Below are 10,911 nucleotides of genomic sequence, written 5' to 3'. Positions count from 1 at the left end.
CCTTGAGAGCAGTGAGACCGGCTTCGGATTGCACTGTGTCCAGCAAAGTCAAACCACCGAAAACGTGGCTAACAACCCACCGGTGATCGTCGTCGAGCTTGCGCCAGTCATCCATGTCATTGGAAACAGGGATTCGGGTGTCAAGCCAGAACTGTTCGGTTAACTTTTCCCAGGTCGCCTTGTCGATCATATCGGAAACTTCATTCCAGTTAATCGCTTTGTATTTTTTCAGTGCCATTATTAGTTGTTCTCCTCCAAGATTTTAAAACGAAACTTAGCTTACTTATTATCAACCTAATTACTAGATTACGCAACTCTCACATTGGTTTGCACCAATTTCATCCTTGTCATCAGTAAAGGTCCGAATGTAGTAAATCGACTTAATCCCTTTTTGGTGGGCATAGTGACGAAGAATGTTGAGGTCACGGGTGGTCATCTTGTCAGTCCGCCCGGTCTTCCATTCGTACATTCCTTCAGGGATGGTGGAACGCATAAAGAGAGTCATACTGAGAGCCTGGTCAACGTGTTGCTGAGCGGCGGCGTAGGTATCGATCACCTTCCGCATATCGATGTCGTAAGCTGATTGATAATACTTCATCGTTTCGTTGCTCAGGTACGGTGCGGGGTAATAAATTTTCCCGATCATCTTTTCCTGGCGTTCTTCAATACGGTTAATAATTGGTTGCAGGCTGGCTGTGGAGTCGCCAATGTAGGAAGTCGAACCGTTTGGTGCCACCGCGAGGCGGTAGCGGTTGTAGAGACCATCCGCCATTACGTCGTCCTTTAATTGTCGCCAGTCGTCGACAGTCGGAATGTTGATGTTAGCGTCAGCAAACAGCTGCTTAACGCGTGGATTCTGCGGACCCCAATCACGGTTAACGTATTTATCAAAGTAAGAACCGTTAGCGTAGTCACTCTTAGCAAAGTCCTTAAACGTTTCGTGACGTTCGCGGGCGATCTCGTTGGATGCCACCAGTGTCCAGTAATTTAGCATCATAAAGTAAACACTGGTAAATTCGACCGCTTCTGGTGATCCGTATTCAATCTGGTTTTTGGCCAGAAAACTGTGGAGCCCCATTGCTCCGAGACCAACAGCGTGCGACTCCTGGTTGCCCTTTTCGATGGATGGCACGATATCCAGGTGTTCAATGTCGCTAATACGGGTGAGGGCCCTCATCATTGCCTTAATGGATTGACCAAAGTGGGGACTGGCCATCATGTTGGCAATGTTAGTTGAACCTAAATTACAGCTGACGTCAGTTCCCAGGGTGTCGTAGCTTTGGTCGTTGGCCACGACGGAAGGGGTTTGGACCTGGGCAATTTCGGAACAGAGGTTACTCATGACAATCTTCCCGTCGATCGGGTTGTCCCGATTTTCGGTATCGATGTTAACAATGTAGGGGTAACCGGACTCCTGCTGGAGTTTACTAATTTCATCTTCCAGTTCACGAGCATCCATCTTCTTTTTGCGGATGTTGGGGTTGGCAACCAGCTTGTCGTACTCCTTGGTGATGTCAACGTAGGAGAACGGCACGCCATATTCTTTCTCCACGTCGTACGGACTAAAGAGGTAAATTGGCAGTCCTTTTTCTGTTAACTCATAGAACTTGTCAGGTACCGTAACTCCCAAAGAAAGGGTTTTGACCCGGACCTTTTCATCGGCGTTTTCCTTTTTCGATGAAAGGAAGGCAACAATATCGGGATGGAAGACGCTGAGGTAGACAACCCCTGCCCCCTGTCGCTGCCCCAGTTGGTTGGAGTAAGTGAAACTGTCTTCCAACAACTTCATCACGGGAACAACGCCACTGGCCATCCCCTCGATCTTCTTAATCGGGTCGCCGGCAGCTCGCAGGTTGGAGAGGTTAATCCCCACACCGCCGCCAATCTTGGATAATTGCAGGGCGGAATTAATCGTCCGGCCAATCGTGTTCATATTATCCGTGGTTTGGATTTCAAAGCAGGAAACAAATTCACCCCGCCGCTTACGACCAACGTTCAGGAAACTAGGGGTCGCCGGCTGGTAGCGCTGGTGAATAATTTCATCGGCTAAGTCCATGGCTAATTCTTCGTCACCGTTAGCATAAAACAGTGCGTTCATTGCTACACGGTCGATGTAGTTTTCCAGGTAGTATTCACCGTCATTAGTTTTCATGGCGTACTGGGCATAAAATTTGTAGGCCGCCATAAAAGAGTGAAAATGGAAGTACTGATCACGCAGGTAAGCGTAAAGCTTTTCAATAAAGTCGTCGTTATACTTAGCTAAAAAGCCGGCTTCGACGTAGTCATTTTCCACCAGCCAGGAATAACGCTCTTTTAAGGAAGAAAAATGCTTGGTATTGGGGCGAACGTTGGTTTCAATAAAGTTCGCCAATGCTTCGCGATCCTTCTCTAGTTGAATTTGACCGTTTTTCGGAATGTTGACTTGGTTATTGAGGTCATAGTACTTTGTCTTCGTGATATCAATGTCTGACAGGGCCATGATAAAATACTCTCTTTCTTACTTTGGTGGACTAGTTAAGGCAATAAAAAAAGACCGAAGGCGGATCGGTCCATTCTGACTCCGGCGGCAGGCTTATGCGAGGGCCTGCAGCTTGTCTGGCCGAAAACCAGAGAAGGCGGAACCATCCGGAGTCTTGACAACCGGCGTGGACAAGAAGCCTTCCGACTTCAGGGTCTTAATGAACTCGGGTTGTTCGTCAATGTTGTGTTCAACGAAGGGCACGTTGTGTTGCTTAAGGAACTTCTTGGTCATCCGGCATTGCATACAATTATTTTTGGAAAATACTTCAACCATTTATAAAACCTCCCCGCTAATGCAATCAATGCTTTAAGTGATGCTTATAGTATAGCGAGCTGGAGAGGAAAATCAAGCGGAAAGAGCCACAAGATATTGTTATAAAATTTGTCATAGCCACTACATATAGTGCCGGCGGATTATTTCTGGTTCTATCGGCTGATCAAAAGAAAGCCGCAGTTAATTGATATGAAAGGAAGATCATTTTGCTGCAAAGCGAGGAATCGGTTACACTGAAAAGGAAACAAAATGATACTTGAAGACAACGGAGAGAAACCCTTGACAAACGAATTCCAGCAAAAATTTATGGATGCGGCCATTGAAGAAGCCCGGCTAGCCATGGCCATTGACGAGGTGCCGATTGGGGCAGTGGTTGTGTGGCATGGTCAAATCATTGGCCGGGGTCATAACCTGACAGAGCATTTTCAGCACGTGTCCTATCACGCCGAAATGATGGCCTTAGACGAGGCCTGTACGACACTTACTAGTTGGCGGTTGCCAGATTGTGACCTCTACGTTACCCTGGAGCCCTGTATTATGTGCAGCGGTGCAATTATCAATTCCCGCATCAGACATCTGTATTTTGGCGCCACGGACCCAAAGGCGGGGGCGGTAGAGAGCCTCTACCACTTGTTAGCTGACCAGCGGCTAAACCACCAGGTAATGGTGACCAGTGGAGTTAATCGTGCCCAGTGCAGTCAGCTGCTGAAGACTTTTTTTAAACGAGTCCGGCAACGGAAAAAAGCAGAAAGGCGGGCGAGACGCCGCGGCCGCTATTCTGGTGAGAAGAAGTAGTCCTGGTCAACGGGGAGAAGATAGTGTATGATAGTACTTGCCGTAAGGCCTTAGGACAAGGGAGTGCTAGTGAACCGTGTCAGGTCCGGAAGGAAGCAGCACTAAGCCAGTTATTCCTTGTGTCCTAAGTATGATGATAATTAATGCCACCTGTTTCTGCAGGTGGTTTTTCTTTTTTATTTACCAGGTTAAACTCTTGGAGGACAGAAAAAAGCTAGTATAATGATAAAGACTATAGAAAAGGAGCAGCGCGATGAGTTACCAGGCATTGTATCGAGTGTGGCGGCCGCAGCGGTTTGACGAGCTTGTTGGTCAACGGCTGATCACCACTACCTTAAAAAACGCAATTATTACTAACCAAATTAGCCACGCCTACTTGTTTGCGGGGCCGCGGGGAACGGGGAAAACGTCGGCTGCTAAAATTTTTGCCAAGGCGGTCAACTGTCACCACCAAAAAGACGGAGAACCATGCAATAAGTGCGAGACCTGTCGGGCCATTACTGCCGGCCGGTTAAATGACGTGATCGAAATTGATGCGGCTTCCAACAACAGTGTGGATGAAATTCGGGACATCCGTGACAAGGTGAAATATGCACCAACCCAGGCTGACTATAAGGTCTACATCATCGACGAAGTGCACATGTTATCCACCGGGGCCTTCAACGCCCTCTTAAAAACCCTGGAAGAACCACCGGCAAACGTGATCTTCATTTTGGCAACGACGGAACCGCATAAGATTCCGTTGACAATTATTTCGCGGGTTCAGCGTTTTGATTTTCGCCGCATTTCTGCTCAGGATGCTTTTGAACGGATGAAGTACATCCTCGACCAAAAGGGAGCAACTTACGAAGAAAAGGCGTTGTGGGTTATTGCTAACGCTGCTGAAGGTGGGATGCGGGATGCATTAAGTATCCTGGACCAGGTAATGTCATTTTCTGATAACCACGTTAAATTGGCGGATGCACTGCTGGTCACCGGGAGTGTTGAAAAACAGCAACTGATGGCCTACTTCGGTGAAACGGCAAAGGGCGATAGTGGTGCTGCCTTAAAATCGCTGGCCGATTTACTAGCGGCTGGTAAGGATGGGCACCGGCTGATTGAGGACCTGATTACGTTAATCCGTGATCTGTTGTTATACCGTGAGTCGCCGGACCTGCTGCAGGTTGAGCAGACGGGACTAACTGATGAGCAGCTGGCAACGATGGTCAAGGATACTACTCCAGAAATGCTTTACGCGATGATTGACGTGTTAAATGAGACGGAACAGGAGATGCGTTTTACGACGCACCCGAACGTCTACTTGGAAGTCATGACGGTTAAACTAAGCCAGGTTGACCAACACCCGGTAGCACAACAGCCAGCGCCAGCAGCGAATAGTCAGGAAGTCGACCAGCTTAAACACCAAGTTGGTCAACTTCAGCAGGAAATCAACCAGTTCAAAAACAGCCCCGCTAAGATCCAGTCAGCCCCAACTCAGGCTGCCACGCCGCAGGTTCACCACCACAAGAGTAATAAAAAGGGGCGGCAATTCAATGTTCACCAGATTTACCCGATTTTAGAGAAGGCTTCGCGGGATAACCTGAATAAGGTCGTTGATCTCTGGCCGGATATGCTGTCAATGCTGCAGCCAATCGACCAGGGGTTGGTTGAGTTTACGAAACCGGTGGCGGCCTGTGCTGACGGGGTAGTGCTCTCCTTTGACCAGGCCTTTTTGTTGGAGCGGGCTAACGATAGTTCGCTGGCGGACTCCATCAGTAAGTGCTTTGGCAAGCTGGTGGGCGGGGACTTTGCCGTTACCTTTGTGCCAACTGATAAATGGCCGCAGATCCGGCAGGATTTCCTGGTAGCCCACGGTTATCTCAAGGGAAAACAGGCAAAATCAACGTCCCAGCCGAGCCAGGAACAGCAGCAAACCGGCCAGCAGCAGGCGGATAAAGAAACAAGTAAGGCTGCTGACAATGGTGTGGTAGGCAAAGCCGAGCAACTGTTTGGCAGCGACATCGTTAAAGTAGAAGATAATTGAGGAGGAAACTTTCAAATGATGAACGGAATGAACATGCAACAGATGATGAAGCAGGCAAAAAAGCTGCAAAAGCAGATGATGAAGGAACAGCAGTCATTAGCTGAGCAGCAGTTCGTCGGTGAAGCTCCAGACGAAATGGTCAAGGCGACCTTTAACGGGAGCCGGCAGTTAGTCGACCTGCAAATCAAACCAGAAGCTGTTGATCCAGATGATGTTGACATGTTATCTGACTTGGTAGTGGCAGCGGTTAATGATGGGCTGAAAAAGGTGAATGATGCTACCGAAAAGTCGATGGGCAAGTATACTAAGGGCTTGGGGATGTAGTGAATGCAGTATCCAGAACCAATCGCTAAACTGATCGATTCCTACATGAAGTTGCCAGGAATTGGTCAAAAAACTGCTACCCGTTTGGCTTTTTATACCCTTGGCATGGAGAAAGACGATGTGAAGGGGTTTGCTGATTCGCTCCTGGCGGTCAAAGCAGACCTTCACTACTGTCACGTGTGCGGAAACATTACCGAAGAAGAACCTTGTGAAATTTGCCGTGATCCATCCCGTGACCAGTCGCAGATTATTGTGGTCGAACATTCTCGTGATATCATGGCGATGGAAAACATGAATAGTTATCATGGCCTCTACCACGTTCTCCACGGGACAATTTCGCCAGCTAATGGTACTGGCCCAATGGACATTAATATTCCAGCTTTACTCGAACGACTGAAAACGAAAAAAGATGTTAAGGAAGTCATTGTCGCCACGAATGCCTCGGTGGATGGCGAGACAACAGCCCAGTACTTAGCCAAGCTGATCAAGCCAGCCGGGATTAAGGTTACTCGTCTGGCCCACGGCTTGTCTGCCGGCGCGGATATTGACTATACTGACGCGATGACCTTAACGAAAGCAGTCCAGGGACGCACGGAACTCTAAGAGGGACGCAGATGTTTTTTCATGCAAATAAGCACCGACACCAGGTGCAAAAAATTGGTAATTACCAGCTGATGGAACTGATTTATGACACCAAGGCTAGTTGGGACCACGCTAAGGAAACTGAACAAGCGGTTTACGAAGGCAAGGTCAACAGTGAGCTTTATTACCGGACTAAGTTGCAGGAGAAAAAGTATCTTTACCTGTACGCAAAGGCACGACGGCGTGGGGCTCATGGCCAGCTGAACGAGGGTGTTATCAGTCAGTAGGAGGATTAAGATGGCAGGCAAGTTTATTTCATTTGAAGGGCCTGATGGCGCCGGTAAAACCAGCGTACTCAATGCCTTAGTGGCTGAATTACAGCCGGCACTAGGCAACCAATTAGTAGTCACCCGTGAGCCAGGTGGTGACCACTTCTCTGCGAAGCTCCGTCAAATCTTATTTGATGAAGCCAACAAGGGGATGGATAGCCGGACTGAGGCCCTCCTTTTTGCGGCCGACCGGCGCCACCACGTTGTCAGCACCATTGAACCAGCACTGGCGGCCAATAAGACGATCCTGTGTGACCGTTATGTGGATAGTTCAGTCGCTTATCAGGGGGCTGGCCGACAGCTAGGCGAGAAGGAAGTATGGGACATTAACACCTTTGCCACTAACGGGACGATGCCCCAGCTGACGGTCTACTTTGATTTGCCACCCGAAATTGGTATTTCGCGGATTGAAACACACCGCACTGACCAGATTAACCGGCTGGATGAAGAGACAATGAATTTTCACCACCGGGTCCATGCGGCTTACTTACGACTCTATCACCAGCACCCCCAACGAATTAAACTGATAGATGCAAACCAACCATTACCGGAAGTCATTGCTGACACCAAGCGGGTGATTAATCAGCGCTTTGCTGACCTGTTTAGCAACTGACAGAAAGGAGCAGATTCATGAAACTGATCTTAGCAATTGTTCAACCTAAAGATAGTAGCCGCTTACTCCGGGCGTTTGTGAAGGCCAATATTGGGGCCACAAAGTTGAGCTCGACCGGTGGCTTCCTGCGTGAAGGGAATACGACCTTTATGATGGGGGTTGAGGATGACCGGGTCGACGAAGTACTCAGTATTATTGATAATAATGCCAAGACGCGTGAGGAGTACATCACTGCCCAAGAAACGGTTGGGACGAACGCATCGGCAATTCCAATTAAGGTGACGATTGGTGGGGCCACGGTTTTCGTTCTTCCCGTCGATCAATTTGTCCAGTTTTAGCCAATAAGGAGGAAACGGCATGACGTCAGCAGCAGTCCAAAGAGCTGTCGAGCTGCAGCCGGCCATTATTGAACGACTGCAGCGAATAATTGAACAAAATGAGCTGGCGCATGCCTACCTAATAACGGGTCCCAGCGGGAGTGGGAAGACGACCCTAGCTCGCTGGCTTGCGATGAGGTTATTTTGTTCCCACGTTCATAACGGGCAACCAGACGGTACGTGTCCGGAATGCCAGCGAATTCTCAGCGGCAATCATCCGGATGTCCTCGTTGCGGCACCAACTGGCCGCCAGATTAAGGTGGACACGCTCCGGCAGATGAAAGCGGAGTTCACTAAAAGCGGGCTCGAAGGAAACCAAAAAGTTTTCATTATCAAAGATGCTGACAAAATGACCGTCAGCGCAGCCAACAGCTTACTTAAATTTATCGAGGAACCCGGTGAGGGAATCTATATTTTCATGTTGACAACCAACCGCAATGCGATTTTACCGACGATTCAGTCGCGAACGCAGCTCCTCGAGTTACGGCCACTCGCACCGGCAAAACTGCAACAATCACTTGAAGAATCAGGCGTGCCGAAGGAGCTGCGGCCAGTGGTCACCGGGTTAACTGATTCGACGGCCCAGGTTAAAGAGTGGTTGACTAACGACTGGCTGACCAATGCCTACCAGGCAGTTGTGGATTGGTACCAGCAGGTGGCCGCTGGCAAAATGCTAGCCTACGTGCTGGTTGAAACTGAAATGATGAAATTAGCTGATAGTCGGGAACACCAGTCGCTCCTGCTGGATTTGATGATGCTTGTTTGGCGAGACACGTTGATGGTGGCCAACGGAACTGACCAGTTACATTTTAGAAGCCAGGAACAGCGGATTAAACAGGTTGTCGCCCATTATCCAGCGACGAAAATTTTGGCAGCTAGTCAGCTGACATTAGGGACCCACCAGTTAATGGCGGCTAATGTCAGCTTTCAAAACGTGGCCGAGCAACTGACAATCCGAATTATTGATGCTATGCATTGACGGGGGATTTAGGATGGATCAACAAATTAGCAAAAGGGATATCTATGATCACTTTGCTGAGTTAGAAAAACAAACTCAAGCCCTAGTGGACAGCATGGATATTCTGCAAAACCAAATCAACGCGGTCTTGGAAGAAAACGCGGAGCTGTCAATTGAGAATGAACACCTGCACCAGGTACTGGAGGAACAGCGTAACAAGCAGGCGGGTGACGGGACGCACTTGACACCTTCACGGCAAAACCTCCAAAAACTTTACAAGCAGGGGTTTCACGTTTGCAACGAGTATTATGGCAAGCGGTTGGAAGATCACGAGTCCTGTACGTTTTGTTTGGAAACCATTTTTCGTGATCAGGCACAGGACCAGCCAACGGGGAAGTGACGAGGATGGAAGAGCAGTCGGACTTTTCAAAGCACCAAACGGGGACTCTTTACCTTGTGCCCACGCCAATTGGCAACCTTGATGATATGACCATGAGGGCAATTCAAGTCCTGAAAAAAGCAGACCTGATCGCAGCGGAGGACACTCGGCATACCAAAATGTTGTTAAACCATTTTGCCATTGATACCCGGGAAATTAGTTTTCACGAACACAATACCGAGCAACGAATTCCCGAGCTGATTGCCAAACTAGAAAGTGGGATGACAATTGCCCAGTGTTCAGATGCCGGGATGCCCTCGATTTCCGACCCGGGGAAGGAATTAGTGGCCGCCGCGATCGACCACCAAATTCCGGTCGTGCCATTACCGGGTGCTAATGCTGGCCTCACTGCATTGATTGCTTCTGGTCTAGCTCCACAGCCCTTTTACTTCTATGGTTTTTTGGACCGGAAACCGCAGCAGCAAGAAAAAGAGCTGGCGGCGTTGGTCAACCGACCGGAGACAATGATTTTCTATGAAGCTCCGCACCGCCTGAAGAAAACTCTCAAGGTGATGAGCCAAGTCTTTGGGGACCACCGTCGCGCAGTCCTTGCTCGTGAACTGACGAAGCGTTATGAGGAGTTTTTGCGGGGAACGCTAGCGGAACTGGTTAACTGGGCCGTAAATAATCAAATTCGCGGTGAATTTGTCGTGCTGGTTAGTGGAAATGACCACCCGGCGACTACTGAGAGTGATGAAGTGACACTCCCGGTTGACGCGCAGATCGACCTGGTAATTAAGGATGGGCTGAAGCCGAATGCGGCTATTAAGAAGGTAGCAAAAGCCAATGGTCTCAACCGCCAGGAACTTTACCGCCAGTATCACCACTTAGATGGAGGCAAGCAATGACAGTTGATCTACGTCACTACCAAATGAAGCACCAGGTCACGTATTTCGAGTGTGACGAAACGGGACAATTGAAATTGAGCATGGCCTTTGCCTTGGCAGTCCTCGTCTCTGAAAAACATGATGAAGCTGTGCAAGAAGCGAGCGGGACACGCCCTCATTCGGACCAGGCATGGGTGATCACAAATTACCAGGCGCGGTTTGCTCCACAACAACCCACAAATGAAGAAATAATCCTTTTGGAAACCGAATATACGGCGGCCAACCGCTTCTTTGCACAACGAACTTACTGGTTGAAGAGCTTAACGGGACAACTTTACGCAACGATTAAGACTCAGTGCGTCCTTTTGAGCTTAACAAAGCGGAAGATGGTTCCAATCAACCAGGAATACTTTCAAAGGTACCAGTTGGAACCAACCAACCAGTTACCAAAGTTGGACCAACCGCTAAAGATGGCTGACGGGCAAGCCGTGACTGCTGCAGAATACCGCGTCCGTTATTTTGACTTAGACAGTAACCGGCACGTTAACAATGCTCGCTACTTTGACTGGTTGCTGGACCCCCTGGGAGCCGACTTCCTCCTTCATCACCAGGTTGCGACGGTGGCCATCCGTTATCGGCGGGAAGTCCGTTATCCCAATATGGTGACTAGCCAGTGGACGGCTGCACCAACAACTAGTGGTCACTTGACAACCGTTCACCAAATTAAGGTGGGAGAGACGGTCAACGTGAGCGCCAGCTTTACCTGGCAGAAAAAATAATCATTAATGATCAGACAGGGAGCGTGACAGAAGTCATTTATGACTTCGTAGTCACGCCCCCTTTTTGTTTC

The 10,911-nt window shown here is 49.0% G+C and carries 14 protein-coding genes and 1 other RNA gene; 12 read left to right on the top strand and 3 right to left on the bottom strand.

What is annotated here, in order from left to right; all coding sequences use genetic code 11:
• The 3 genes from Q0E49_RS03385 to nrdH all read right to left on the bottom strand — a co-directional run.
• Positions 1 to 238: ribonucleotide-diphosphate reductase subunit beta (locus tag Q0E49_RS03385; protein WP_295746550.1), on the bottom strand; the 238-nt coding region annotated here is incomplete at its 3' end.
• A 63-nt stretch (positions 239 to 301) separates the two neighbouring features.
• Complete coding sequence (gene nrdE, locus Q0E49_RS03380; protein ID WP_295746549.1) at positions 302 to 2,479, bottom strand: class 1b ribonucleoside-diphosphate reductase subunit alpha; 2,178 nt, start codon at positions 2,477 to 2,479, stop codon at positions 302 to 304.
• Between the two features lie 93 nt (positions 2,480 to 2,572).
• Positions 2,573 to 2,794, bottom strand: coding sequence for a glutaredoxin-like protein NrdH (gene nrdH, locus Q0E49_RS03375; RefSeq protein ID WP_102280939.1), 222 nt, complete (start codon positions 2,792 to 2,794; stop codon positions 2,573 to 2,575).
• Positions 2,795 to 3,043: 249 nt separating this feature from the next.
• Between nrdH and tadA the strand changes: the two genes are divergently transcribed.
• The 12 genes from tadA (at position 3,044) to Q0E49_RS03315 (ending at position 10,840) form a co-directional block, all read left to right on the top strand.
• Entirely contained in the window at positions 3,044 to 3,589 is a 546-nt protein-coding gene (tadA, locus tag Q0E49_RS03370; RefSeq protein ID WP_295746548.1) for a tRNA adenosine(34) deaminase TadA, read from the top strand.
• A 47-nt stretch (positions 3,590 to 3,636) separates the two neighbouring features.
• An RNA gene (ffs, locus tag Q0E49_RS03365) (signal recognition particle sRNA small type) lies at positions 3,637 to 3,723 on the top strand.
• Between the two features lie 119 nt (positions 3,724 to 3,842).
• Positions 3,843 to 5,612, top strand: a complete 1,770-nt coding sequence (dnaX, locus tag Q0E49_RS03360) for a DNA polymerase III subunit gamma/tau (RefSeq protein WP_295746547.1) — start codon at positions 3,843 to 3,845, stop codon at positions 5,610 to 5,612.
• A gap of 15 nt (positions 5,613 to 5,627) precedes the next feature.
• The gene (locus Q0E49_RS03355) at positions 5,628 to 5,936 is read left to right on the top strand and encodes a YbaB/EbfC family nucleoid-associated protein (RefSeq protein WP_295746546.1); all 309 of its coding nucleotides are present in this window, start codon (positions 5,628 to 5,630) and stop codon (positions 5,934 to 5,936) included.
• A 3-nt stretch (positions 5,937 to 5,939) separates the two neighbouring features.
• Positions 5,940 to 6,539 (top strand): recombination mediator RecR, encoded by a 600-nt coding sequence (recR, locus tag Q0E49_RS03350; protein WP_295746545.1) that lies wholly within the window; start codon positions 5,940 to 5,942, stop codon positions 6,537 to 6,539.
• A gap of 11 nt (positions 6,540 to 6,550) precedes the next feature.
• The gene (locus Q0E49_RS03345; protein WP_295746544.1) at positions 6,551 to 6,805 is read left to right on the top strand and encodes a YaaL family protein; all 255 of its coding nucleotides are present in this window, start codon (positions 6,551 to 6,553) and stop codon (positions 6,803 to 6,805) included.
• A 10-nt stretch (positions 6,806 to 6,815) separates the two neighbouring features.
• Positions 6,816 to 7,460, top strand: a complete 645-nt coding sequence (gene tmk / locus Q0E49_RS03340) for a dTMP kinase (RefSeq protein ID WP_295746543.1) — start codon at positions 6,816 to 6,818, stop codon at positions 7,458 to 7,460.
• 17 nt (positions 7,461 to 7,477) lie between these two features.
• Positions 7,478 to 7,798, top strand: coding sequence for a cyclic-di-AMP receptor (locus Q0E49_RS03335; protein WP_295746542.1), 321 nt, complete (start codon positions 7,478 to 7,480; stop codon positions 7,796 to 7,798).
• A 19-nt stretch (positions 7,799 to 7,817) separates the two neighbouring features.
• Positions 7,818 to 8,816 carry a DNA polymerase III subunit delta' gene (gene holB / locus Q0E49_RS03330; RefSeq protein WP_295746541.1) on the top strand — a complete coding sequence of 333 codons (999 nt, stop codon included), beginning with the start codon at positions 7,818 to 7,820 and terminating at the stop codon, positions 8,814 to 8,816.
• A 13-nt stretch (positions 8,817 to 8,829) separates the two neighbouring features.
• The gene (locus Q0E49_RS03325) at positions 8,830 to 9,195 is read left to right on the top strand and encodes a DNA replication initiation control protein YabA (protein ID WP_295746540.1); all 366 of its coding nucleotides are present in this window, start codon (positions 8,830 to 8,832) and stop codon (positions 9,193 to 9,195) included.
• A gap of 5 nt (positions 9,196 to 9,200) precedes the next feature.
• Positions 9,201 to 10,082: a 16S rRNA (cytidine(1402)-2'-O)-methyltransferase gene (rsmI, locus tag Q0E49_RS03320; RefSeq protein WP_295746539.1), complete on the top strand. Its 882-nt coding sequence runs from the start codon at positions 9,201 to 9,203 to the stop codon at positions 10,080 to 10,082.
• Entirely contained in the window at positions 10,079 to 10,840 is a 762-nt protein-coding gene (locus tag Q0E49_RS03315; RefSeq protein ID WP_295746538.1) for an acyl-ACP thioesterase domain-containing protein, read from the top strand. Before rsmI ends, Q0E49_RS03315 begins: the two co-directional genes overlap by 4 nt.
• The last annotated feature ends 71 nt before the right edge of the window (positions 10,841 to 10,911 follow it).

The sequence above is a fragment of the uncultured Limosilactobacillus sp. genome, from assembly GCF_934202235.1.
GTDB lineage: Bacteria > Bacillota > Bacilli > Lactobacillales > Lactobacillaceae > Limosilactobacillus.
Note: the sequence above shows the minus strand (reverse complement) of the source record. Positions and strands in the feature narration are given on the sequence as shown.

Coding starts and splice junctions, on each gene's coding strand:
- nrdE (WP_295746549.1), bottom strand. CDS start 2,479: ATGGCCCTGTCAGACATTGATATCACGAAGACAAAGTACTATGACCTC.
- nrdH (WP_102280939.1), bottom strand. CDS start 2,794: ATGGTTGAAGTATTTTCCAAAAATAATTGTATGCAATGCCGGATGACC.
- tadA (WP_295746548.1), top strand. CDS start 3,044: ATGATACTTGAAGACAACGGAGAGAAACCCTTGACAAACGAATTCCAG.
- dnaX (WP_295746547.1), top strand. CDS start 3,843: ATGAGTTACCAGGCATTGTATCGAGTGTGGCGGCCGCAGCGGTTTGAC.
- Q0E49_RS03355 (WP_295746546.1), top strand. CDS start 5,628: ATGATGAACGGAATGAACATGCAACAGATGATGAAGCAGGCAAAAAAG.
- recR (WP_295746545.1), top strand. CDS start 5,940: ATGCAGTATCCAGAACCAATCGCTAAACTGATCGATTCCTACATGAAG.
- Q0E49_RS03345 (WP_295746544.1), top strand. CDS start 6,551: ATGTTTTTTCATGCAAATAAGCACCGACACCAGGTGCAAAAAATTGGT.
- tmk (WP_295746543.1), top strand. CDS start 6,816: ATGGCAGGCAAGTTTATTTCATTTGAAGGGCCTGATGGCGCCGGTAAA.
- Q0E49_RS03335 (WP_295746542.1), top strand. CDS start 7,478: ATGAAACTGATCTTAGCAATTGTTCAACCTAAAGATAGTAGCCGCTTA.
- holB (WP_295746541.1), top strand. CDS start 7,818: ATGACGTCAGCAGCAGTCCAAAGAGCTGTCGAGCTGCAGCCGGCCATT.
- Q0E49_RS03325 (WP_295746540.1), top strand. CDS start 8,830: ATGGATCAACAAATTAGCAAAAGGGATATCTATGATCACTTTGCTGAG.
- rsmI (WP_295746539.1), top strand. CDS start 9,201: ATGGAAGAGCAGTCGGACTTTTCAAAGCACCAAACGGGGACTCTTTAC.
- Q0E49_RS03315 (WP_295746538.1), top strand. CDS start 10,079: ATGACAGTTGATCTACGTCACTACCAAATGAAGCACCAGGTCACGTAT.